This window comes from Parendozoicomonas sp. Alg238-R29 (genome assembly GCF_947331445.1).
Taxonomy (GTDB): Bacteria; Pseudomonadota; Gammaproteobacteria; order Pseudomonadales; family Endozoicomonadaceae; genus Sansalvadorimonas.
The window spans coordinates 18733-43150 of sequence record NZ_CAMZOG010000036.1; the positions used below are offsets into that span (position 1 = coordinate 18733).

At 47.8% G+C, this 24418-nt stretch carries 27 protein-coding genes; 24 read left to right on the top strand and 3 right to left on the bottom strand.

Annotated features, from left to right (window positions below):
• From fliF to QMA35_RS10810, 5 genes are read left to right on the top strand one after another with little or no spacing between them, the layout of a single operon-like run.
• Complete coding sequence (gene fliF / locus QMA35_RS10790) at positions 1–1650, top strand: flagellar basal-body MS-ring/collar protein FliF (protein ID WP_281647160.1); 1650 nt, start codon at positions 1–3, stop codon at positions 1648–1650.
• A complete protein-coding gene (locus QMA35_RS10795) occupies positions 1647–2726 on the top strand; it encodes a FliG C-terminal domain-containing protein (protein ID WP_281647161.1) in 1080 nt (359 codons plus the stop codon). The genes fliF and QMA35_RS10795 overlap by 4 nt, the downstream gene beginning before the upstream one ends.
• Positions 2723–3460 (top strand): FliH/SctL family protein, encoded by a 738-nt coding sequence (locus QMA35_RS10800; protein ID WP_281647162.1) that lies wholly within the window; start codon positions 2723–2725, stop codon positions 3458–3460. Before QMA35_RS10795 ends, QMA35_RS10800 begins: the two co-directional genes overlap by 4 nt.
• Positions 3441–4916 carry a FliI/YscN family ATPase gene (locus tag QMA35_RS10805; RefSeq protein ID WP_281647163.1) on the top strand — a complete coding sequence of 492 codons (1476 nt, stop codon included), beginning with the start codon at positions 3441–3443 and terminating at the stop codon, positions 4914–4916. The genes QMA35_RS10800 and QMA35_RS10805 overlap by 20 nt, the downstream gene beginning before the upstream one ends.
• Before the next feature lie 25 nt (positions 4917–4941).
• Entirely contained in the window at positions 4942–5262 is a 321-nt protein-coding gene (locus tag QMA35_RS10810; RefSeq protein WP_281647164.1) for a hypothetical protein, read from the top strand.
• Here QMA35_RS10810 and QMA35_RS10815 read toward each other — a convergent pair.
• Positions 5231–5662: a hypothetical protein gene (locus QMA35_RS10815; protein ID WP_281647165.1), complete on the bottom strand. Its 432-nt coding sequence runs from the start codon at positions 5660–5662 to the stop codon at positions 5231–5233. The genes QMA35_RS10810 and QMA35_RS10815 overlap by 32 nt on opposite strands.
• Complete coding sequence (locus tag QMA35_RS10820; RefSeq protein WP_281647166.1) at positions 5655–5948, bottom strand: hypothetical protein; 294 nt, start codon at positions 5946–5948, stop codon at positions 5655–5657. The genes QMA35_RS10815 and QMA35_RS10820 overlap by 8 nt, the downstream gene beginning before the upstream one ends.
• A 214-nt stretch (positions 5949–6162) precedes the next feature.
• Here QMA35_RS10820 and QMA35_RS10825 point away from each other — a divergent pair, with 214 nt between their 5' ends.
• The 19 genes from QMA35_RS10825 to QMA35_RS10915 all read left to right on the top strand — a co-directional run bounded on the left by QMA35_RS10825 (position 6163) and on the right by QMA35_RS10915 (position 22956).
• Positions 6163–6537 carry a hypothetical protein gene (locus QMA35_RS10825; protein WP_281647167.1) on the top strand — a complete coding sequence of 125 codons (375 nt, stop codon included), beginning with the start codon at positions 6163–6165 and terminating at the stop codon, positions 6535–6537.
• A gap of 16 nt (positions 6538–6553) precedes the next feature.
• Positions 6554–6955 (top strand): hypothetical protein, encoded by a 402-nt coding sequence (locus QMA35_RS10830; RefSeq protein WP_281647168.1) that lies wholly within the window; start codon positions 6554–6556, stop codon positions 6953–6955.
• 10 nt (positions 6956–6965) lie between these two features.
• Positions 6966–7619 carry a flagellar hook capping FlgD N-terminal domain-containing protein gene (locus QMA35_RS10835; RefSeq protein WP_281647169.1) on the top strand — a complete coding sequence of 218 codons (654 nt, stop codon included), beginning with the start codon at positions 6966–6968 and terminating at the stop codon, positions 7617–7619.
• A gap of 12 nt (positions 7620–7631) precedes the next feature.
• Positions 7632–8828: a flagellar hook protein FlgE gene (locus tag QMA35_RS10840; protein ID WP_281647170.1), complete on the top strand. Its 1197-nt coding sequence runs from the start codon at positions 7632–7634 to the stop codon at positions 8826–8828.
• A gap of 35 nt (positions 8829–8863) precedes the next feature.
• Entirely contained in the window at positions 8864–9634 is a 771-nt protein-coding gene (gene flgF / locus QMA35_RS10845) for a flagellar basal body rod protein FlgF (RefSeq protein WP_281647171.1), read from the top strand.
• 35 nt (positions 9635–9669) lie between these two features.
• Complete coding sequence (gene flgG / locus QMA35_RS10850) at positions 9670–10455, top strand: flagellar basal-body rod protein FlgG (RefSeq protein ID WP_281647172.1); 786 nt, start codon at positions 9670–9672, stop codon at positions 10453–10455.
• Entirely contained in the window at positions 10448–11158 is a 711-nt protein-coding gene (locus QMA35_RS10855; RefSeq protein WP_281647173.1) for a flagellar basal body L-ring protein FlgH, read from the top strand. The genes flgG and QMA35_RS10855 overlap by 8 nt, the downstream gene beginning before the upstream one ends.
• 15 nt (positions 11159–11173) lie before the next feature.
• Positions 11174–12271: a flagellar basal body P-ring protein FlgI gene (locus QMA35_RS10860; protein WP_281647174.1), complete on the top strand. Its 1098-nt coding sequence runs from the start codon at positions 11174–11176 to the stop codon at positions 12269–12271.
• A gap of 2 nt (positions 12272–12273) precedes the next feature.
• On the top strand, positions 12274–12567 hold the full coding sequence (locus QMA35_RS10865) for a hypothetical protein (protein ID WP_281647175.1): 294 nt from the start codon (positions 12274–12276) through the stop codon (positions 12565–12567).
• Entirely contained in the window at positions 12560–14221 is a 1662-nt protein-coding gene (gene flgK / locus QMA35_RS10870; RefSeq protein WP_281647176.1) for a flagellar hook-associated protein FlgK, read from the top strand. The genes QMA35_RS10865 and flgK overlap by 8 nt, the downstream gene beginning before the upstream one ends.
• A gap of 162 nt (positions 14222–14383) precedes the next feature.
• Positions 14384–15310 (top strand): flagellar hook-associated protein FlgL, encoded by a 927-nt coding sequence (gene flgL / locus QMA35_RS10875; protein ID WP_281647177.1) that lies wholly within the window; start codon positions 14384–14386, stop codon positions 15308–15310.
• Positions 15311–15388: 78 nt separating this feature from the next.
• On the top strand, positions 15389–16909 hold the full coding sequence (locus QMA35_RS10880; protein WP_281647178.1) for a flagellin: 1521 nt from the start codon (positions 15389–15391) through the stop codon (positions 16907–16909).
• 65 nt (positions 16910–16974) lie between these two features.
• A complete protein-coding gene (gene fliD / locus QMA35_RS10885) occupies positions 16975–18348 on the top strand; it encodes a flagellar filament capping protein FliD (protein WP_281647179.1) in 1374 nt (457 codons plus the stop codon).
• Positions 18345–18761: a flagellar protein FliS gene (locus tag QMA35_RS10890; protein WP_281647180.1), complete on the top strand. Its 417-nt coding sequence runs from the start codon at positions 18345–18347 to the stop codon at positions 18759–18761. The genes fliD and QMA35_RS10890 overlap by 4 nt, the downstream gene beginning before the upstream one ends.
• A gap of 4 nt (positions 18762–18765) precedes the next feature.
• The gene (locus QMA35_RS10895) at positions 18766–19953 is read left to right on the top strand and encodes a hypothetical protein (RefSeq protein WP_281647181.1); all 1188 of its coding nucleotides are present in this window, start codon (positions 18766–18768) and stop codon (positions 19951–19953) included.
• An 11-nt stretch (positions 19954–19964) separates the two neighbouring features.
• Positions 19965–20411 (top strand): flagellar basal body-associated FliL family protein, encoded by a 447-nt coding sequence (locus QMA35_RS10900; RefSeq protein WP_281647182.1) that lies wholly within the window; start codon positions 19965–19967, stop codon positions 20409–20411.
• A gap of 4 nt (positions 20412–20415) precedes the next feature.
• Positions 20416–21192, top strand: a complete 777-nt coding sequence (locus QMA35_RS10905; protein WP_281647183.1) for a sigma-70 family RNA polymerase sigma factor — start codon at positions 20416–20418, stop codon at positions 21190–21192.
• Positions 21186–22043 (top strand): flagellar motor stator protein MotA, encoded by an 858-nt coding sequence (motA, locus tag QMA35_RS10910; protein WP_281647184.1) that lies wholly within the window; start codon positions 21186–21188, stop codon positions 22041–22043. The genes QMA35_RS10905 and motA overlap by 7 nt, the downstream gene beginning before the upstream one ends.
• Before the next feature lies 1 nt (position 22044).
• The gene (locus QMA35_RS10915; protein ID WP_281647185.1) at positions 22045–22956 is read left to right on the top strand and encodes a flagellar motor protein MotB; all 912 of its coding nucleotides are present in this window, start codon (positions 22045–22047) and stop codon (positions 22954–22956) included.
• Positions 22957–23019: 63 nt separating this feature from the next.
• Here the strand turns inward: QMA35_RS10915 and QMA35_RS10920 are convergent.
• Positions 23020–24418: hypothetical protein (locus QMA35_RS10920; protein ID WP_281647186.1), on the bottom strand; the 1399-nt coding region annotated here is incomplete at its 5' end.

The window sequence follows — 24418 nt, forward strand, 5'->3', positions numbered from 1 at the left end:
ATGGCTTCAGCATTTTCAATCGGTTTGGGGAAACTGTCGGAGTTGTGGCAACGGGTATCTGCCTATGGTCGTGGGATTTTCGGTTCAGAAGGTACTGCCACGGAAGCGCAGCGTTCTACTGATAATAAAGAATACTCCAGAGAACAAACGACTTCTAAGCGGGCAGGATATTTATGGTGGAGCGGTGGCTTGCTTCTATTTGCGATAGTGTTCAGCTCATGGTTGTGGCTGCAAGATCGAGACTACCGTGCACTCTATGGACGTAATGAGTCCTACGACACTGCTGCTGTCATTGAGTGTCTGGAGCGGGAGAGTATTTCTTATCGCCTTCATCCAGACAGCGGTCAGGTTCTGGTGCATGCCAATGATATATCTTCAGCCAGAATGGCTCTTGCCCAGGCCGGTATAGTTATTCCTGTTAGAGGCCAAACATCACGCTCTGATAAAGGCTCCTCTCTTGGTGTCAGCCATTTTACCGAACGAGCGCGTTACATACGGGGGCTGGAAGATGAGCTGAGTAGAACAATTCAGGGTATTGATGCCGTTAGGTTGGCTCGGGTGCATCTGGCTGTTCCGGAACAGAGTAGTTTTCTGCGGGATACGCCAAGTTCAAGAGCTTCAGTTTCTCTGGATATTTATCAGGGAGAGGCCATTTCACGGGCTATGGTCAAAGGCATCATTGAACTTGTCGCGGGAAGTGTGGCGGGTTTGGATAGTAGTTCCGTTGCGGTTGTTGACCAGTCAGGCAAGCTTCTTAGTGCTGAGGTCAATGACATTGATGAAGGTGTTTCTGCAACCAGTCAGCAGCTTGCTGTTAGGTCACAAATAGAAATACATCTGGAAAACCAGGTAGCAAAACTGGTGGAGGCTGTCAGTGGGCCGGGCAGATATCGGGTTGATGTATCAGTTGATATGGATTTTAGCAATCAAGAAAGTGCCTGGGAGGATTTTGGGCCTGAAAGCGGTGTACTGAGAAGTGAGTCCATCAGCTCTGTTAACAAATCAGCAACAGCAGATATTACCGAGGCAACAGGCAGCTCTGTGATTAACGGCGTGAATACTCCTTTAGTACGCAACTACGAAGTTAACAGGCAGGTGAATAAAGTTATTCGTGTTCCCGGACGCCTGTTGTATTTATCTGTGGCCGTATTGCTTGACTACAGGGCTGGTGAGAATGGCTCATTGGAGCCCTGGAGTGAGGTAGAGTTGATGAGCCTGCAATCCCTTATCGAACAGGCCGTTGGAGCAAGGGATGATCGGTCTGATCGGGTAACAGTGCAGAGTATGCCATTCTTCCATCCCGCCAAAAGCAGTGCTGCGCTATCCGGGTCTCTGCCAAAAATGCCTGCTGATACTGACCGACTTTACCTGATAGCGGGCGCTGCTATTGCTTTGATTCTATTGTTATCCGGCCTTGTCGTGAGAATGCGTTCCAAAAGGAAAATGGTTCGTGCCAAAGCACTGGCGGCAGCCCAGGCCCAGATTGCTTCCCATGATGAGAGCAGCTTCGAGATGGTAGGGCGTGCACCTGCTTCTCTCAGTGATGAACAGTTGGAGGCACGTAAAAGAGTGCTGATGGCTTATGCCAGCAGTGAACCCGATCGAGTTGCAATGGTGTTGAAAAACTGGATGCAGAGTGAAGATCAGTGAGTGACGTTCCCGGTTCAAAAAACTCAGGTGCTGGCGCAAGCACAAGCACAAGCACAAGCACAAGCACAAGCACAAGCACAAAGGGGGCTTGTGGCCAAAGAGAAGCCGCAGCCATCATTTTTATGCTGGGTGAAAAATATGCAGCCAGCATTATTCGCCGTCTTGCTCCGGCAGAGATAAGAGCCATCAGCGAGGCTATCAACAATTTTCCACAGTTGTTAGTTGAAGATTTTATCCACGCTGTTGAGAGGTTTGAGCAGGATTACCTTAAAACGTCGTTTATCAGCACTGACGCCCGAAGCCATATTCAAGGGATTATGCAAAATGCATTAGGCAAGGTGCATGCTGATTCATTATTGAACTCTATGGAAGACCGTCAGGGAAGTGATCGCCTTACAGGGCTGCAAAATGTACGGCCAGAGTTGTTGGCAGCTGTAATCAAAAAAGAACAGGTGCAGATGCAGGCGGCTATACTTTCCTGTTTAAGCCCACAGCAGGCTGCAGATGTGCTTTCAATTATGCCGGAGAGCAGCCAGTCAGAAATAATACGCCGAATGTCGCGTATGGATTATCTTCCAAAGCTTGCACTGCAACGAATAGCAGATTTTCTGGAAGACTTTTTAAAGGAATCTCATCAGGAGACAGTTATTACCCTTCAGGGGCAGAATCTGGCAGCAGAAGTTCTCACCCAGATGGATAAGCGTCGGGTTGATGATCTTATGAATCAGTTGCGGAATAAAGACGAGAACCTGGCAGCAGGCGTAGAGTCGAAAATGTTTTCCTTTGAGCATATATCCCGCCTGACTCCAGACTCTATTCGTAAAGTGGTTTCCAAGACTGATCAGAAACAGATTGCTCTTTCTATGAAAGGAACTTCTTCTGAATTTCAGGAGCTGATCTATTCTGTTATGGCTCGAAGGGCTGCGGAGTATTTACGGGATGATTTTGAGGGTATCGGAAGGGTTCCCATGAGTATCGTGAATAAAGCGCGTAAAGAAATTCGCGATCACATGCTGATTATGCTCCAGGCTAATGAGATCGAGATGAAGTCCAAAGATGATGAGCTTGTGGAATGAGTCGTCGCTACCTTCTTCTAAAGCGCTATCACTTTCCGGACTGTTTTATAGAAGCTTCCAAGCTGGAGGCAAAGGTTGAGCAGGATCCTCTGGTGCCGGATTTACCGTCAGGTGTCGTTAATATTCATTATCGAAAAGCGTTCTGGAAAGCTTACCGGCGCGGTTATCGGTGTGGTGTGAGGCGTGGAGAGGTACATGGATGTTCACAAGGTGAAAAGAGCGGTTATGCCGCTGGTTTTGAGGATGGTCAGGAGAAAGGTTACAGGCTTGGTTATGGTGATGGATTTCAGACTGGAGAGTCTGAGGCTCAAAACCTTCTCGCTATTTTAAATCAGCTCTGGCTGCACGTATCTGGCTTGGAAAAACAGTACTGGGAACAGCTTGAGTTTGAACTTACAGGGGTGGTGGAGTGTATCTGCCGAAAGGTTGTACGTGAAGAGCTTCAAACATCAACAACTGCACTGAAAGTGCTGGTACAGGAAACTTTGGAGTTACTGCCCAGAGAAGCGGATTTGCGGATATTTGTTAACCCCAAAGACAAATCAACAGTGGAGCGGCTGTCTGATAAATACCCGGAACAGTGGCAAGTTATAACCGACGAAGGAATAACGCCTGGAGGGTGCACGATTCAGGTGGGTTCTGGCTCAGCTGACGCTCGGGTAGAAACACGATTAAACGGTTGCTTCGAAGAAATGAAAGAGAGTCTGGAAAAAAATGCAGAGTCCAGACCTTGAAACTTTGTCTGAACGTACAGACAGACAGTGGAACACACTTTTTGAAAGAGTTCGAAATGCTCGGCAGGCTGTACACAATGGTCTTTCGCCCGTTCAGGTAACCGGGGAACTTGTACGGCTGGCCGGTATGACTATGAAGGCCAAAGGTTGCCAGCTTGATACCGGGCAGCGTTGTTTGGTGAAAGGCCGCAGTGGCATCAGAGTTGAAGCTGAAGTCGTGGGATTTGATCACCAGTACCTGTTTTTGATGCCTATTGAATACACAGAGGGTCTGGGGCCAGGGGATAGCGTGATTCCTCTGGGGCGTGAAGCTTCTGTTCCTGTTGGCAGCGAACTTCTTGGGCGTGTTGTGAATGGTGTTGCCAGCCCGCTTGATGGAAAAGGCCCTCTTAACTGTGAAAATTTTCTTCGTCTTCACGGACCAGTGATTAACCCTTTGGATCGTTATCCGGTGAGAAAATCACTGGATGTGGGTGTGCGCTCAATCAATGGTTTGTTCACTGTGGGTTGCGGTCAGCGTCTGGGTTTATTTGCTCCATCCGGTGTTGGAAAAAGCACGCTGCTGGGAATGATGACCAAGAATACGACTGCCGACGTTATTATCGTGGCGATGATTGGCGAGCGGGGGCGTGAAGTCAGGGAATTTGTTGAAACCATTCTTGGCAGAGATAACCTGAAAAAAGCCATAGTTGTGGCGGCTCCTGCCGACCATGCTCCCATTATGCGACTGCGTGCTGCACTGTTAGCTCACAGGTTTGCTGAATACTTTCGAGATCAGGGATTGAATGTTCTGCTGCTTATGGACTCTCTCACCCGTTATGCACAGGCTCAGCGAGAAATTGCTCTGGCTGTGGGAGAACCTCCATCTGCCCGAGGCTACCCACCATCGGCATTCAGCATGATGTCCCGTTTAGTTGAGCGAGCAGGAAATGGCAGAGAAGATTCTGGCTCTATTTCGGCTTTCTATACCGTGTTAGTTGAAGGTGAAGACAGTGAAGACCCGGTTGCGGAGTCGGCGCGGGCTATTCTTGATGGGCATATTGTCTTAAGCCACGATCAGGCTATCAGTGGGTTGTATCCGGCTATTGATGTATCGGCTTCGGTCAGTCGCACAATGACCGCATGTATCAACAGTGAACAACTTTCCCTTTCCAGCCGCTTTCGTTACCTCTATGAAAAAGCCCGAATGGGGCGTGAGCTCACTATGTTAGGTGCCTATCAGAGCGGAAATGACCCTGAAATAGACCAGGCCCTGGCTTTCGAGGAAACCATGCGCGGTTATCTGCAACAGGGAATGTCAGAAAGCTTTTCTATGGAAGACAGTGTTAATAGTCTGAGAGAGCTTTTTAATGAGTCGTCCCCTGAGATTAAAACGCAGCATGCAGCAGAAGCTGGCACTTCATCTGAGTCTGCAAACACGATGGCTCGATCAACATCAGGCAGCCTTGCGGGATAAACGTTCGGCCCTTGAGCGAGAGCTTATGGTCTCTGATCTGCTTTCCGGGTTGATGAGCGATGCGGATTTAAAACTGTCTGCAGGTGAAGCACTGTCTGGAATTTCCCTGAATAATAATGGGCAGTTTAAATCATTGCTCTATACCGGCCTTAGTTTGAGGTTGCAGCAGGCCAGTACTCTTCAAGGGGAGTGTCGGGAAATGGCTGAGTCATTGTTAACGAGGAAGCGAGTGGTTCAGCATCTGGAATCCATTGTTTTAGCAACAAGGCGAGCCAAAATAAGAAGGCGACTGGCGGTTATCAATGAGGAGTGGGTTACGCGCGGACAAGAAGGCAGCTCGCTTTAATAGCTTTTTTTTCGGAGGCGTTTTTGCTCAGGTAACGTGTGTTTTTTGCAGAGAACAGCATCTTGGAGAAGTCAGAGCAATACTGAGACATATCTTCCAGATGTTCCATGTTTCGGGAGTATTGAACTTGGCATTGTGCTGCCAGCCTGAAAACCTGCCCCCAGCCCTGATGACCTGTTGCTTTTGTCGTCTGAAATAACTCCTCTTGTTCCAGTGTTGCTGTTAACTTCGAAATCTTCTGGCTGAGGGCAAAGCTTTGCTCTGACGTTTTCTGCAAAGCTTCTGAATCCCGGGTAACTAAACATTGCTCCTGTCTTTCCAGAACATGTATCAGTTGTTTCACCTGCTCCAGCAAAGAGTTCAGAGCAATGTCTATAGTTTCACTAGCCTCACTACTCATCAGATAACCTACCCGTATTCAGAATAGCTCTGGCAATTGTTTCAGATGATACAGCGCTGTTCTCCGAGCAACTCTGCTTTGCCTGCAGTACAAGATTGTTATCAGTATCGCCCATGGTTTTCAGCCGCTGAAACTGTTTGGTTAAAGCCGTGGGTTCCGTGGTGTTGGTTTCAGAAGCACCAGCAACCTTGTGAGGAACAGCTTCCGCATGTTTGTTTATCTCTGGTGTTGCAGAACTCGAGGCAACTTTCTGTATAGCAGCCGGCGGCAGTGAAGATATCGACATAGAAAGAGAACCGTGAACCGGGAGCAAGTTTACTCGACCAAAACACCGTTAAGTTTAGCCCTTCCTCTGATATGGTCTGATATAGACAGTGCCACTCGAATTTTAAGTCATGTTCTTGAGGAAAAAACTTCCGGGAAGAAAACCGTTTTATTGTCTATTTTTATGCTGTCGTTCATTAGCCTATTCAAACGGCAGGGGACTGGTATCAGCTATTATGGCCATTTCTTTTTCTGACGCACTTGGGAATCATCCGGAGCTTTTGAACCTTCAGGTAGATCGTGTAGCCGTCTATGGCAGCAATCTGGTGAATTCGGAAACACCACATTATCGCGCCAGTGATTTTGATATTGCCTTCAATAATGAAGTTCTTGCCATGAATAAAACTAATGCTCGGCATTTAGCCCCCAACCTCGGCGCTCATGGCGTTGTAACCGAGCGCCCGCAGCTCCAGAGCCTGATTCAAGGCAACAGTGTGGATGTCCCACTGGAGCAGTCAACGATCGCCCGAACGCTGGCGGATTATGCAGTGAACACATCATTTATTCGCCATCAGCTGATGACATTATCTTCAGCGATTACAGGTCGCTAAGGAACGAGAATACAACATGAGCTTTCAGGCGCTGTACGCAATATCCAGCCAGTCCATGTTTACCCAGGATGTACGCATCAATCTTGTGGCAGGTAATCTGGCAAATGCTGAAGTGGCAGCTAACAGTGAAAACGCTGTTTTTCAGTCACAGGATGTAGTGATGACCTCAACCCGGGTAGAAAACTCATTCGGGGTAATGGTTTCGGAGATAGTAAAAAACAACAAACCCGCTAATGTCCGTTATCAGCCAGATCACCCCCTCGCAAACGACGAAGGTCAGGTGTTTTATCCTGCTATAGACACTGTTGAACAAGTGGCTGCCATGATGTCTTCGGCTCGCAGTTTTGAAACCGCCGTATCACTGTTTTCGACAGGACGTCATATGCAGGATCGGGTTGTTGACTTAATCAATCTGTGAGCCTGTGAATGTGAACGTCTCTTCCGTGTTATCTGCAGATTCTCCCCAGAATATATCCGGTGTCGGGGTTGGTCGTGAGATGGATTCCCGGCAAACATTTATGAGATTGCTGGTTGCCCAGTTAAAGAACCAGGATCCCCTAAGCCCTATGGAAAGTACTGAGATGGTTAATCAGCTGGCAACCATCAGCAATGTTGAACATCTTGAAAGCATACGTCTGTTGCTGAGTTCCATGAACCAGGGGCAACAAACGGTTAATGCGTCTTTTGCCAGTAATCTGCTGGGGAAAACAGTGGGGCTGGATGCCGGTGTTTTCTCTTTAACGGGAAACGCGGCTGATTTGTCTGTGGATTATCGCCTGCCGGAATCTGGTGGCCCATTGGTACTTACGCTGGTTAATGATCTGGGTGTGAAGGCTGGAGAAAGTATTCAGAAGGGCAAAGCTGGCGAGATTCGTACGTCTACACTTTCTTCCCTGTTTGGCAGCTCACTTCCTAAAGGCAGTTATAGTCTTGTGGCTCGGGGAGAAAATGGTGAAGTTTCCGTACCTTATATTCAGGCCAGTGTGCACAGTGTTGTGCTCCCTGAAGGGGGCGTGGAGCCACAGCTGGTTTTAAACGGCAGTGTTCCGGTAGCGCTGTCTCAAGTGCGTTCGGTTCGTTAAGAGGTGTGAGTAATGTCTTATATCGGGCTGAGTGGCCTGCAAATGGCCAAAAGTGGACTGGAAACCTCCAGCCACAATATCGCCAATGTTGAAACTTCCGGATACAAGCTGTTCCGCAATATTCTCAGTGACAGTTATGCCCAGACCAGTGGCTCTAATGTGGAAATGTCCGGCGTGCGTGTCTCTGCCATGGAGCAGATGTTTTCCCAGGGCGCGTTAAAACTGACCGGCAACAGTTTTGATCTGGCGATTGAGGGGAAAGGATTCTTTACTTTGAATAACGATGGCAGCCAGTTATTTTCCCGCTCTGGATATTTCAGGCTGGATAAAGATGGCTATGTTGTCAATCAGGATGGTTACAAACTACAGGGCTTTCTTCCTGGAGCCGATGGAACTATTTCAGCTGCCAGTCGTGGAGACCTGAAATCCGGTGCATCGAATATAAAAGGTTCTGCGACAGATGCCGTGAGCGCCAGCATCAATCTGGATGCTAATGATGAGGTAACAGGTAACTGGGCAACGTCGTTTACAATTTACGACAGTCTGGGAGCCCAGCATCACCTCGGCGTAAAATTCACCAAAGATGCGACCAGTTCATGGTCTGGCGCTTATAAGCTGGATGACGCTACCACTTACACAAACTTCTCCACAAACGCGGCGGACCCGGATTATATGAATCTGGTGTTTGACTCCACCGGCGCACTGGATCCCGGAACCGGAGATGCTCAGGCAACTATCGCCCTTGCCCCGGGTAATGGTGCTGCGGCCATGAATGTTAACCTCGATTTTTCTTCTATCACCCAGTATGCCGATGACTTCTCGGTGAGCAATATCAATAAAAACGGGCAGGAGTCCGGCACGCTTAATCAGGTAACTGTTGGAGACGAAGGCATTCTTGAAGCCTTGTACAGCAACGGAGAAAGGCAGCGTCTTGGGCAGGTGATGGTGGCGACTTTTCCAAGTACTGTTGGCCTGACGGTTTATGGCAATAATTGCTGGACAGAATCACTGAGCTCTGGTGAACCGATGTTCAATCTTTCCGGTGAAGGCGGAGCTGGGCAGGTGAAAGGTGGTGCTCTGGAGCAATCCAACGTTGATATTACCGAAGAGCTGCTGAACCTTGTGATGGAGCAGCGTAACTATCAGGTCAATGCCCGCTCCATAAAAACAGAAGACACCATGAGCCAGACACTGATCAATCAGTTGTAAGAGTAAATTACCTTTAACCGATCAAAAGGTGTGGCATGGATTTTGGTGTTTATATGCCGTCTGGCTCTGCAGATCAGATTATGCAGTTTCAGGCAGTGCGGGCCTCCAATTTGGCGGGTGTTTCTGTTCCCGGTTTTAAGGCGGAAATACCCTTTGCCGAGCGACTACAACAAGCGTTGGCTGTTCAGCCAGAGGTTGAAAGTCAACCTCGCTATGACAGCCGACAAATGCCATTACCTGCCCGAAGTCAAACCAACTTTACTCCAGGGCCCATGAAGCATACAGGGCGGGGTTTGGATGTGGCTATACCCGGAAAAGGCTGGCTGGTTGTTGATGTCAACGGAGTGGAAATGCTGACCCGTAATGGCCAGCTGGAAGTCACTGGAACAGGTGAGGTTCTTACGGCTGGCGGCCTTCAGGTTATGGGGCTGAGAGGTCCGGTTGTATTGCCTGAATATTCCAAGCTGACTATTGGCACAGATGGTGTGATCAATATCGTACCTCGAGGTGGGCAGGAGTCTGAGATTGTTGAAGCAGGCCGTTTTATGTTGGTGAACCCACCAGAAGATCAACTGCAGCGCCAGACCGGCGGTATGTTTCGTTATGTGGGTAATGCAGCATTAGCCTCTGATCCTGATGTGGAAATTAACTCAGGTGTGTTGGAAGGAGCCAATACTGACAGTGTTGCTGAACTGATGGACTTTCTGGCTCTTGGAAGAGAGTTTGAAATGAATGTAAGGATGATGGCGGCCTTCAGCGATATGACGGTGAGTGGTGACAAACTGCTTCACGAAGGTAATAGCTGACCGCTTTATTTCGATCTTTCAGGAGTTTTCTCTCCATGCATCCTGCATTGTGGATAAACCAGACTGGGCTCTCTGTTCAGGATCGTCAGCTGATGGCGACCTCGAACAATCTAGCCAATGTCAGTACCTATGCCTTTAAAAAAGACAGGGCTATGGTTGTTGACCAGTTTTACCGGGAGTTTCGTCAGGCTGGTGCTCAAGTCGATCAGCAGAATAACCTGCCCTCTGGCTTGCAGATGGGCACAGGTGCCAGAGTGGATGGTATGCAGAAGGTGTTTACCAACGGGAATATTCAAACCACCACGCAGGCTCTGGACCTTGCTCTTGTCGGGCAGGGTTTTTTTCAGGTTCAGATGCCGGATGGCACCATGGGTTATACCCGTAATGGTCAACTTCAGCTGAACTCTGAAGGTGTGGTAGTGATGTCTGATGGCTTGCCTATCGAACCTGCAATCACCATTCCTGCAGAAGGTACAACTGTGACTATTGCAGAAGATGGCACTGTGAGTGTGACGATGCAGGGAGAATCCCAACCGCAAAACGTTGGGCAACTGACGTTAGTGAATTTTGTGAATCCCGGCGGTTTAAAACCCAAAGGTGGTCATATCTATCTGGAGACAGAAGCCAGCGGTGATCCGGTGGAAGGTGTGGCCGGTGAAAATGGTATGGGTATTATTCGCCAGTTTGCTCTCGAAACATCCAATGTTGAGGCCGTAGAAGAGCTGGTGAACCTGATTATGATTCAGCGCTCCTATGAGATGAATGCCAGAGCCATTGAAACATCTGACCATATGATGGAGTACTTGATTCGTAATGTCTGATCTCATTATCAGGCAGTATCGATGGTTCTGGTGCTATCTGTTGGTGACTGTTTGCTTACTGGGTGGTTGCCAAACCACTGAACCTTTGACTCAACAGGAAACCGACCTTGACGAGCTTCCCTATACAGTGAGGGTGACAGAAGAGCTTTCACCGGGAAGTTTATACAGCGAAGCCTCTGCAATACGTCTGTTTAATGACCTGAAAGCCTATCGTGTCGGTGACATTCTTACTGTGACACTGGATGAGTTGACTCGTTCCAGCAAAAGAGCCGACACGACAATTAATAAAACAGATGAAATTGATATACCTGACCCTACGATTTTCGGAAAGACTGGTGCACATATATTAGGAGGAGGACACTCACTGACGAGCAACGCTGTCGTCGACAGGCAGTTCACCGGGAATGGAAGAACCGGTCAGAGCAATATGCTGGTGGGCTCTGTCACCGTGATGGTGCAGGCCGTTTTGGAAAATGGCAGCCTGTTTGTTAAAGGTACAAAAACAATCCGGCTGACTCAGGGAGATGAGATTTTGTTTATCAGTGGTGTAGTTCGGCCTGAGGATATTTCATCGAACAACCGGGTGTCATCCCGAAGACTTGCTGAAGCCAAAATCAGCTACACAGGAAAAGGTGATCTTGCCGAGGCTAATACCCAGGGATGGCTGAGTCGGCTGTTGAACAGTCGGTTATTCCCTTTTTGAGCGAGCAGCAAAATTATGCAGTGGCTGGCTATTGTGATTGGTTTGTTCTGGAGTTTTGCAAGCTACTCCACACAACTGTTTGACTTGGTGGATATCGAAGGTATTCGTGACAATCAGCTGATTGGATATGGTTTGGTTGTTGGTTTGCAGGGAACCGGAGATCAAACTCGGCAAACTCGTTTTACCGCCCAATCCATTATCAACATGCTGCGCCAGTTTGGTGTTCAGATTCCAGACAATATTGAACCCCGCCTGAAAAACGTTGCTGCCGTGAGTGTTTCTGCGTCCTTGCCAACCTATGCCCGTGTTGGGCAAAAACTTGATGTCACAGTTTTGTCTTTAGGAGATGCCAAAAGCTTACGTGGTGGGAGTCTTTTGGCTACACCTTTGAAGGGCGTTGATGGGCGTGTTTACGCCGTTGCACAAGGCTCGTTATTTATTGGTGGGGTTTCGGCAGAAGGAGCCAGTGGTTCAAAAGTCAGTGTCAATGTTGCGACCGCAGGTCAGATTCCCTCCGGAGCCACCATCGAACGCAGTGTGATTCCCTACCTGCAGGATAGAACGGCAATCACCCTCAACCTGAAGGAAACCAGTTATCGCCAGACCAGAAACATCGTTAAAAAGATTGATGAACTGTTTGGGCAGGGTACGGCTTCTGCTGTGGATGGACGACAGGTGCTGGTAGAAACCCCGGTTGAGCCGGACCAACGGGTAGCCTTTATGTCTGCTCTTGAAGGGTTGAATGTGGATAGTAGTCCTGTTCTGTCAAAAGTGATTTTTAATGCCCGTACTGGAACCATTGTCATAGGGGAAAATGTTCGTATACGACCTGTGTCGATTACCCACGGAAGCCTTGTCGTTACTGTGAACGAAGAACCTCAGGTCAGCCAGCCAGGGCCTTTCGCCAGAGGCGGTACAACACAGGTTACCCAACGCAGTGCTATCAGTGTCAGTGAACCTTCGCGGGCTTTAAAGCTTTTGCCCGAATCTATCTCACTTGAGGAAGTGACAGCGGCATTGAACAGTATTGGTGCCACGTCCAGTGAAATGATGGCTATTCTGCAGGCTATGAAAAGAGCCGGTGCGCTTGAGGCTGAACTGGAAATTCTTTGATTATGATTCCTCAAATATCACCTGTATCCAATACAGCGGATCTGTCGTCAGAACTGTCCAGAGTAAAAGGCTTGTCTGGTGACAAAGGTATGATCCGGCAGCAGTTTCACAGTTTCCTGTTATCTGAAGTCTGCAAAGAAAGCCTGCGGGTGAATAAAACGATTGCTGCTGATACTCCTCTCTCTCTGTCCAAACAAACAGCTCTGACAGAGACCTTTTGGAATCAGGTTATCTCAACGATCAGCGCACAGGCGGATTGGGGGTTGCATAGCACTGGGGAGGTTGTGAATGAGTAGCCTTCTGAATATCGGTCAGAGTGCTCTGACAGTTGGCCGTAGCAATCTGGATAATACCGCACAGAATGTTTCCAATACTCTTACTGAGTGGTACAGCAGGCGGGAAAATGTTCTTGAGTCGGTACAGACACACGGCGGTGGTCATGGTGTTTTGGCTTCCGGGGTGACCGTTACTGAAGTTCGGCGGATCACAGATGCCTTTGTGACCACACGGGTTTGGTATACCAGCGGTCAATACCAGCAGGCTAAAACTATGGACAGTTATATGCACCAGCTGGATGGCATTCTTGGTGGGGAAAATACCGGATATTCCCAGCCACTTAACCAGCTGCATCGCTCTTTTCAGCGGGCTGCTGTAACTCCTGAGGCATTGGCTGTGCGCCAGCAGGTTTTAGGAGACGCCAATCTGGCTGTTATGCAGCTGGTGACTCTACAGGAGCGATTTCAAGCCTTTCATGAACAGATGGAGGTTCAGGTTGAGAGCTTACTGGCAGAGGTGAATCAGCTGGCGGAAAACATTGCAACTGTGAATGATCGTATTCGTACAGCTACGATCGCAGGAAGCGATACCGGAGACTTGCAGGACACCCGTAACCGTCTGGTCGATCATCTCAGTGAGCTCACCGGAGCAAAGGTCACAGAAAGCGGTAGCTCCAACATGATTGATGTTGTTCTGGCTGAAGGCACAGCCCTGGTGACAGGAAACAAAAGCTTCGAGTTTGTCTGTCAGAAGAGCAATAACGGTAATAAATTGAGTGTGACAGCCTCCTCGTCCGGTTCAGGCTCAGAGTTGGATGTCAGCCAGTGGGGAGGCGTATTAGGAGGTATTGCAGGCTTTTATCAGGTACTTATGAGAGAACAAAATGTTTTAGGGGTTCAGTCGGCACTGCTTACCGGTGGCAGCAACCGAGTTCTCTCTGAGGGTTTCGGCCTTGATGACACAACTGGAAATAAACTTTTTCGTGAGTTGAATGATCCTGCCGTTATCGGGCGGCGCATTGTCCGGGAAAGTGCGGCAGGAAATGGTCAGCTAGAGCTTACAGTTGATGACAGTAAGCTGGGTGATCTGAAAGCAAGTGATTACAGGTTGGAATTCACTTCTCCAACAGAAGGCACTGTAACGCGTTTGACCGATAAGCACGTTTACACCTTCTTGAATCTGGCAACGCCGTTTGAATTTGATGGTCTCTCGTTGTCTCTCACCACCGGAACACCTGCTACTGGAGATAAGTATTTATTAACCCCGTGGAGATACGAAGCCGGTAACGCACAGGTGGTACTGAGTGACCCTAAAAAGTTGGGGTTTGCCAGCCCGGACTCTTCAGACCCAAGTAAAAGTCAGGGTTCTGGGGATAACAGCAACCTTGGAAAACTGCTTGATTACTTTGATGGTGAAGGCTTAAGCAGTAGTTTGTCGGTGACTTATGATCGCCAGGTATCCCGTATTGCAACAGATGCCCGCCAGGCTACCAGCCGGGAACAGGCAGAACTTTCCCTCAGAGATAGCGCCAGAGCAGAGCGGGATAATCTTTCAGGTGTCAATCTCGATGAAGAAGCCGCCAACCTGATCCGTTTCCAGCAGTACTATCAGGCCAATGTTCGCGTGATTGCTACAGGGAATGTGGTGATCGATGAATTGTTAACTCTGTTTTAGAGTCACCCTAAGGGCATTCAAAGCACTTTTACGGCGTCTACGGCGTCTACGGCGTCGTTACAGCCCCTTGAAGAGCAGCCAGCGCTCCGGTGGTACTGTAACCTGTAAAAGCGCATTGTGAATGCTGGTTCGATAAATCTATGTCAATAGAGCTTAATTCTTATGCGTATCAGCACGCTGCAGGAACAAAGTTCAATGGTTTCCAGCCTCCAGCAGGCCACATCACAGACTCTGGAAGAGTGGAACCGTGTTGCCAGTGGTAAAAAGCTGAATCAGCCTTCCGATGATCCGTTAACCGCCGTCCAGATAATGGAAGTTAATCGTCGTATGACGACAACAGATATATTTCTGGAAAACATCTACGCCTTAAACAGTTTGCTTGAGCATGAAGATATTCTTCTCAAGGATTGCGTATCAAGGGTTGGGGAAACACGAGATATTATCCTGCAGGCCAATAATGCCTCACTGGATAACCAGAGTTTGCAAGCTTTAGGGCTGGAGGTGACCCATATTATTGATTCCCTGGTATCGGTGCTGAATACCAGAGACGCTGACGGGAATTATCTTTTTGGTGGCTATAAAACTTTCCTTTCTCCCGTTGTGTTTGATACTAATGGATTACCTCAAATCAATAATAATGACTCTAATCGTCGACAAGTGATGGTTACTGAAACAGCTAGCGTTGAAGCCACAGATACTGCCCATAGCCTTTGTTTTGCCATTCCAGATAGTGCCGGAGGCACATTCAACTTTCTCGATGTGTTGATTGATCTGAAAAATGTTCTGCAATCTCCACCTGCTCATCTCTCTGCGCCTTTGATTGAGGGATTGAAGAAAGTCGATCTGGCCGCTGATTCCTTTAACGGATTTCAAACAGATCTTGGGTCAAGAATGAAAATGCTAGATAACACTGCTGAAGGACACCAGCAATACAAGTTGTTTTGCCAGAAGCTGGTCTCTGATCTGGCAGATCTTGATTATGCCTCAGCAGTGTCCCGGTTAAACCAGTCTTCAGCAGCTATGGATGCTGCTCGCAAAAGCCTGACCACTGTTTCTGGCCTTTCACTTTTTCATTATATAAACCCTTAACTGTTTCCGACACTGGTCGAGTAAAGCGGCATCGAGCCAGTTCGCTCGACATTTCTCAGCAATCGAGGGGAGCTTCTTATGGCCCTCAGTGTAAACACCAACGTCCCATCCCTGACCGCCCAGCAGGGTTTAGAAAGAGCAACCGGAGCACTGGAAACATCCATGCGACGGTTGTCCACTGGTTACCGGATTAACAGTGCAAAAGACGATGCTGCCGGTTTGCAGATCACCAACCGGATGACGGCTCAGATTAATGGTCTGACGGTTGCGGTACGAAATGCCAATGATGGTATTTCAGTATCCCAGACCGCTGAAGGTGCGATGAATGAGTCCACTGCAATTCTTCAGCGTATGCGTGACCTGTCAGTACAGTCTGCTAATGACAGTAATGACAGCGCGGACCGGGGGGCTCTGCAGAAGGAGGTGGCCCAGCTAATAGAGGAGCTTGATCGAATCGCGGACACCACAACGTTTGGTGGTCAGAAACTTCTTGATGGAACTTTCCAAGAGAAGAACTTCCAGATTGGTGCCAACGCCAATGAAACAATTGCGATAACCATCACTAGTGTGACCAGTAATAAGCTGGGCAGTTCTGACTCCGGTTATGAGCTGACTTTTGCGAACTTCACAATGCTGGGTGCCGATACTTTGGAACCTCAGGCTCTTACATTTGATATTGATGGTAAAACAACAGGTATTGCCATTATCGACGGAGCTTCGGCAAAATATCTTGCCAGCGAAATTGCCGCTAATGTTGATAAGCTGAGTGCTTCAGCAAGTAACAAAGTTGATGTTGATTTTACAACTGCCGCTATTGCTGCAGGAGCGAATTTAAATCTGGTTGTAAATGGGACTGTGTTCAGTCAAGGGTGGGATACAGACGCTGACACAACCTATCAGAAGTTAACTGCTCAGTTAACTGATGCCGATATTTCCGCAACCTATACGAGTAATGTGATAACCCTGACTAACACGACAGGTGATAACTTTGAAGTGCTCGTGAATGGAGATAAATCTACAGGTAATGCGCTTGCTGCAAATGACGTGACAGTTATTGGATTTGAAAGTGATGGAACAACAAATGCGGGGGCAGCAGCTGACGCTGTTGATGCAACGGGACTTTCTCCAGTAGCCGTGAGAGGTATGGTCACCTTTATTGCTCAGGATGCAGGCGCTATATATCAGGTCGATACTTCCCATGCAGACGCTACGAAATCTTTGACCGGAGTAGCAACAACAAACCCTGTTGCGGGAACCGTTGATCCCACACAACTGGTACCAGGTGAAACGGTTGCCACTGTAGATATTACAGATTATCACGGAGCGCAACGTGCCATTGGCATTATCGACTCAGCTATATCCGATATAGACGATCAGCGTGGTAATCTCGGTGCGATTCAGAACCGTTTTCAGCACACCATCTTTAACCTCCAGAGCATCCGGGAAAATATGACCGCATCCCGTGGTCGGGTTAAGGACACAGACTATGCTGCGGAAATGGCTGAGATGACCAAGCAGCAGATCCTGAAACAGGCGAGTATCGCTAACCTGGCTCAGGCCAATGAGCTGGCCAGAGACGTTCTCCATCTTCTTCGATAATGCGATAAGAACCGTGGTTTTTTACAGAACCACGGTTTTGTTTTTCCTATATAGCTGATGCCCTTATGAGCGGTTTGGATATCCCCGGAATTGGCTCTGGCCTTGATATTAAGGTTATGGTCAAAGCTATTGCTGACAGCGAAATGGCCCCGAAAGAAGAGGCTATAAAGCGTCAGGAGAGCAGGGCCGAAAAAGAGTTGTCTGCACTGGGAAAGCTTTTTGGTGCTGGAGGGGAGTTTCTCAATAGTAGTCAGAATCTCTTGCATCACAAGATTGATCCAATCGCAGAGTCATCGCAACCCGATCATGTTGATGTGTTTGCTACTGGTATGCCCGTAGAAAGGTCACATGTCGTTGAGGTTGTGCAGCTTGCATCACCTGTTGAGATTGCGTCGAATTATATGACGGCAGGACAAAGGTACTCCGGTGATCTGTCACTGACTTATACAGATACTGGAACCGGAACGGCTCAGACCCTGACATGGACTGTTCAGGTATCGGCAGCACCTTCTGATGAAAAATCACTGCTTCAGGTCGCTGAAAGTATTGAGCTGGAAACATTCGAAAAGCTTCAGGCGAGAGTAGAGACAGGTGCCTCTGGTGAACGGTTGGTTATTGCTCCCAGACAGTCAGGAGCCAATATCGCAGTGACAGTTGCAGGAACTGGTGGGTTTACGGCGCTCGCTGATTCATTCTCGGTCAGTGAAGCTGGGCAGGATTGTATTTATCGAGTGAATGGCACAAGCCATACCAGCCGGAATCACCTGATCCAGGATGTGATAGAGGGGCTTGAGCTGAACCTTTTGAAAGCGGAAGTCGGCCGAAGAATACTGCTTTCTGTTACCTACAATATTGAAGCTTTAGCCGCCAAAATCAGTGCTTTTTCTGACAGTTGCAACGTATTTATGAAGGCTGCTCATGCCGCAGCACAGGGAGATGTTAAGGAAGGTCAGCCGGGTAGCCCAACGGTCAGAAACCTTTTTCAGAAATTGGATCGGATACTGGGGCAGGTTAACCGAGCTGATTCGCCACATTACCGTTCGCTGGCGGAGATTGGGCTGACACGTATGCGTGATGGCTTCTTTTCTCTGGATAGGATCAAACTGAACAGAAGTTTCCAGAATCACCCTGAAGATATTCCACCGCTGTTGTTTGGCAGACAAAGCCCTGTCGCTAAGGTGAGCGAGTTTATTCGTGCTATGGATAAACCATCTAACGGCTTACAGATAAGAGGAGCAACACTGGAGAGAAATATCAGGAAGCTCTCTTCCGAGCATGTCAGTCTTGATATTGAACGACAAAAGATTACAGACCGGCTCCTTCGAAAGTATGTCGATATGGATCAGCGTGTTGGCCAGCTTAAACAAGTAGGAAGCAGTCTTGAGTTGATGAGTAACAGGCTTGTCGGCAATTCCTCTGGTAGAGGGCGCTCACGTTGAGCGCAGCAAAACTGGCGAAAAGCCATTACCGGCATAGCCAGTACGTGCGTGCCGGTGAAACCGGTCAGATTGAAAGGTTACAGCTTCTGCTGAGGGGGTTGCTGGATATGCTCTATCAGTGCGAAGGCTGCATTGAATCTAGGCAGATTGCCCGTAAAGGTGAGCTTGTTGGGCGGTGTATGGATATTTTTATTACCTTGAAACAGAACCTCGCCTCCGCAGATTCTCATTTAGATATAAAGCCACAACTGGGAGCAATGACCGGGCAGCTGAATCAACTATATGATCATTGTCTGTTTCTTTTGTCTCGTACTACTCTTGAAGACAATCTGGAAGCCTTGAAGGCTGTTCAGGGTGTAGTGAAGACATTGATCGATGCCTGGGAGGCAACGCCTCTCAATACGGGACACTGAAGCAATGGCAATATCCGTGACCGGTAACCATTCCCAGCTCTCTGCTGCGCCAGCTGCTCTAGGCCATGTTGAAAACAATACCGGTAAAACCGGTAAAACTGTTGGTATAGGTGATGACGAAAAGTTTCTCGACACTGATATAACCTCCTTGCTTCTGAATTGCCTGCCAGGCCAGACATTTGGTGAGCAGTTACGCAGTACTCTTGATGGACACTTACCAGAAACCCAATTGTTGGAAGGCAGCTCCCCAGAGAGCGTTCCCGTTGAGCAGAGTGGTCATCTGAATCCATTCACTTTTGAGGTGGGAGAAACAGACCTTCTGCCTGTATCTGGCAGAACATTAGAGATGCCTACTGTTGCAGACAAACAGGTCATGGATTCAGTCTCTGAAGGGGAAGGGCTTTATTCCAGTACACGGCAAAGGTCTGAGTTTGTATCTGGATATCAGGCTGAACAAACAACCGATGTGAATGAAGCTCTGGCTAATAACCATTTGAACAAAGCCATGGCTTCTGCACAGGTAGAGCCAGTAAAAGCCACTGTGTCGAGTGCAATCAGTGAAACGCAAGAGAGAGCCCCAATCGTTGCGGAAACAGAAACGCACCTGAAAACATCTTCTGTCCAGTCGAGACAGCTACAGGAATTTGTGACCGATCCTTCTCCTGTGATTTCTGATGCTAGAGATAGTGTTGGAGTTAAGCCCACTTCTTTGACCGCAAGTTCAAAGACTCTAGAGATCGGTTCTGACTCTTTAGCAATCTCTGCTCAGAATGATCCTAATACCGGTGAGATTTCTGAAAGTCTTCATACCGTTTGGTTAGGGCAGGACAGGAAAGCCCGGTTTACGATGAGTACGGAACATATGGGAATCATTGAAGCCCAGTTGAAGCAGAGAGAGCGAAGTATCAGTCTGAATATTCAGGGGGCTGAAAGTCATGTGGATATTTTGAAGAGCCACAGGGATGCGTTCCGCATGGTTGTGGAAAGCAGCTATCAGGATTATCAGCGGGTTGATGTGTCGGTATCGGATTATGGTCATAAAGACACACCAGAACATTCAGCCAATGCGGGACATTATCGGGAACAGGATTGTCCGGCGGGGTATGAAGGCAGAACCCTTCAGGGAAACGGGCAGGAGAGAAGCCCTTCTAAATTGAGTGACTCATATTCACTGGTTGATACCTACGCCTGAGGTAACCGGCCATGGCTCTAGCCAGTCGTAGAAATATCATCATTGTTGCTGCTTTGGCCGTTGTTGCACTGGCTGTTGTTGCATGGATGTTGATGGATGAAGACAGTATTGATCCAGAAGCTCCTCCACAGGTTTCCATTGTCCCTCTCTATCAAAACCTTGGCACGCTGGTGGTTAACCTGATTGATGAGAACGAGGAAACTCACTACATGCAGGTTGATGTTGTCTTGATGACCCGCAATGCCAAATACGCCAAAACTCTTGAATCTTATGTGCCTGTTTTCAGAAATGCCTTGCTGGAGTTGTTCTCTAATCAGTCCTATAAAGTCATGTTGATTCCCAAAAACAGGGCGCAATTAAGAGCGGATGCCCGGGAACTTGTGCTGAAGGTTGCATCAAGAAAAATGAAGCAGGCGCAGGTTGAAGATGTGTTGTTCACCAGCCTTGTGATCCAGTAACACTATGTTGGCACGAACTTCTTCGGCGGATGATGCTCGCGTTATTACGCGGGATCGTTACACCTTACAGACAAGGCCTGACATCCAGCCAAACTGGCAGACTCTGGTAGAAGATCATCTTGGGTTGGTCAGACGACAGGCTCGGCGTATTGCGGAACAAATTCAGCGGCTGGATACCATGGATGACCTGCTGCAGGCCGGTTTTTTTGGTCTGGTAGAAGCAGCCCGTCGTTATGACGGAGGTTATGGTGCTGGTAACGGTGAGTTTGAACGGTTTGCTCGACTGCGCATTCGGGGTGCAATGGTCGATGAAATTCGTCGTATGGATTGGCGCCCCCGCAGAATCAGTCGTTCTGCATCCTATATTTCCAATCGTATGGCTGTGCTTGAGCAGAAACTGGGACGGGCGGCCACAGAACGAGAGATGGCAGACAGTCTCGGTTGCTCTGTGTCTGATTATCAAAAAGAGCTGGAAAACATTGAGTGTGGCCAACTTGAATCCCTGATTGATGAGCCTTTGGACAGTAAGACGAACAATGAACAGAAAATTCTCAGACAGGAACAGGCTGCTTTGCTCAGCCAGGGTATTGATCGACTACCGGTTAACGAGAAGCAGCTTTTGGACTTTTTTTACCGGCAGGGAATGAACCAGTGTGAAATCGCTGTGGTGTTTCAGGTAACAGAGGCTCGTATCAGTCAGCTCCACAAACAGGCTTTACTGAGGTTGAGAGCTTTCATGCAGTCACGCTCATCAGGGAAAAGTGGTACTTGTTCATGCTGAAAATTGTCGGATTTCTGGTTCTCTTTGGTAGTGTAATTGGTGGTTTTGTCGCGGCCAGTGGCAAGATGCTTGCCTTGTGGCAGCCAGCAGAGATTGTAGTGATTGCTGGATCTGCGGTAGGTGCTTTTATGGTGGCGAATCCCAAGTCTGTTCAGCAGCAGGTATTAGAGCACCTGAAGTTTGCGTTTATAAAAAAATATGATTTCGACCGTGATTTTTATATGGATCTGCTCCGAATGATTTTCCAGTTGCTGGAAATCTCTCGAAGGGAAGGTGGTAATGCCCTGGAGGAACACATTGAAACACCCGAGAATAGCGCTGTATTTGTTGCTTATCCGAGAATATCGAGTCATCGACGCCTACTCCACTACGTGACTGACAACTTTCGTTTGACCAGTCTGGGAAATATCAGCTCCCATGATCTTGAGAGCCTGATGGAGCAGGAAGTTCACACGTTTGGTAATGACATAAAACGCTCTTCCAAAGCTTTGCAGCAGACGGCTGATGCCTGCCCGGGGTTCGGCATTGTCGCTGCGGTGTTGGGCATTATTATTACTATGCAGTCCATTGATGGGCCGGTTGAACTTATAGGGGTAAAAGTTGCGGCTGCACTAACGGGTACATTCTTTGGAATATTTCTTTGCTACGGCATATTGGGGCCACTAGCCTCTGCGATTGATCACACCGCCAAGAATGAAGTTCAGGCCTTTGAGTGCGTGAAGGAAACACTGGTTGCCAGCTTGAGTGGCCGTCCACCCCTTATGGCGGTGGATGCCGGGCGAAGGGTTCTTTGGGACGAAATCAGACCGTCATTTTTTGAGATGGAGACCTGGCTCAAAGGAGAACGCTGATATGGCTGATGTAATTATTGTTCGCTCCAGAAGTGGAGGGGATCATGATGATCATGGCAGTGGTTCCTGGAAGGTGGCGTTTGCCGATTTTGCTATAGCCATGATGGCGCTGTTCATGGTTCTCTGGCTGGTAGCTGCAACGAATGAGGTTCAGAAGAAATCGATATCTCATTATTTTTCCAACCCGGGAATATTCCGAAAGCCCTCCAGTCGGAATCCAATTCCCATGCAGGGAGCGACATCTGTTCATGAGGGCACGCCTAAACCAATTAATGCCTCACCTTCTGGGAAAAGTGGTTTTGAACCTGCTGGAGAAGAATCACCAGGCCTCGATGAAACGATGGGTATGAATGCGCTGTTCTCCGGTGTGAATGATGCCCGGGGGCTGGGAGGAATGCGGCGCTGTATACAAGTACGCTCATTACCCAAAGGGCTGATGGTAACTATTGTTCAGGGAGATCACGGGGCTGTTTTTGGTACTGGCCACAGTGACTTGACTCCTTTTTATGAGGACTTTGTACTGGCATTAAGCCCGATGATTGAAAAACTAGCCCGTGGTGTTGTGATTGTTGGTCACAGTGACAGTTCAAGCTTTCATGACCAAAGGTATCAGAACGGCAATTGGTCTCTTGGGGCCCAAAGAGCTGAAACAGTTCGACAGACTCTTATATTTGGGGGAGTGTCTCCAAACCTGATAATCGGCACAACTTCGATGGGTGACAGGGCACCGGTTCAGGGAAAACCCGCGGTTGATCCCATTAATCGCAGGGTTGACCTGTTAATACTGACCCAGAAAAGTGAGAAACAATTACTCAAACAATGGAATATGATTCACGACATGGATGACCTGATGACTCAAACGGAAGTGGACTCAGCGATTTATTCAGCAGAAGCTAACCAGCGGGAAATCTAGTATTTGTGCGACACAGGTTTTGTAAGTTGTAGCTCCTGTCAAATAAAACTGTCTTTAAAATAATCAATTGATTCTGACATTAATAATCCATAACAGATTTTTCCGTATCTTATCGAATTCGGCCTTGAAATCATCATGGCACTCAAATTTAATATTAATTAATATTTCTCTGAGCTTTATGATTAACTCGGTAACCTTGTCGTTAAAGGCAAATGGTGCATTTCTCGCGTCTCTTATAAGACTATTTATAAAGTGCCAGTCGTCATTACAGCAGTTTTTAGCTTTTTTATGCTGATTCAGCCATTTAACACATTCGCTTAACCTGAGTGCAAACATATAAGGCTTGTATGCTTCAGAAACCCCACTGACCGGAATATTAACCCTTTTTCTCTGATCTTCTTGTAATGGAACATCCAGATACCAGATTAAAGGTTCGCTGACGGCTTTACCGTTGTCTACCAAGCTAGCCAGCCCCTTCAGCTTCTCCAGCTCCTTCAGCTCCTTCAGCTCCTTCAGCTTCTTCCGCTTCTCCAGCTCAAGTAGCTTTGTCTGATCAACTACTTTGTCTTGTACTACAGGTGTAACAGGTGGGGGTTTAGACTTGGGGATATATTTTGGAGCCTTATGAAACTCAACAAACTTCTGAATACCATAAAAGAAATCTTTAACTTTCTTCACAAACAAATCTGTATCAATACAGTCAGTACTTGTTGTTTTCCACAGAGTAAGGCAACTCCGCAGTTCACTCTGAAGGGCATGAATCTTTTTAGTTCTGTCTTCACCGGGAATGTAAGTTGAATTAAAGTCCTGAAATCTTGCCTGAAACTGCTCGCATAAGTGAATTCTCGTGTTTATATCAGAAATTTCTTGCATCAAACTACCACTAACACCACCCTTCTTAGCTATAGCTTCCACCTCTTGCATGATCTGGCTTGTCATCATCTGCAAACTTGCAGGCAAAGCAAGAAAATCTCTCCCATAGTGACCCATCAATACGGAAAAAGTTATGTACGCAGAATGATAACGTCCACGATGAACATGTTGTTTAAGTAAAGATAAAAGTGAGTCCACATCGTCTGAAGAAGTAACAACACTTGTGTCTACACCATCAATAGAAGCCCTAAGTGATCTGCTTAATTTATTGTCAATCTCAGCATCATCAATATCTAAAGGTGGTTCATCTGTTTGATTTGATAAATCATAAGAAGCACCCTTTACCAGGCTTTCATGAATGATCTTTTCAGACGGCCATACTTCTGAAGCAGGATCACTTTTCTTCCACTGAAGTGCATTGTCATTTTCAACATCATTCTTACGAATGTTCTGGCTTTCTTGACTGGTAGGCTCCTTAACTTCTACGAACGATACTTGCTCATCTTCAACAGGCTTTACTACTTTTTCTGCTGAAGAAGCCTGATCGCTTGAACTCTCCTGAGATTTATCATTATCAACATCATTCTTA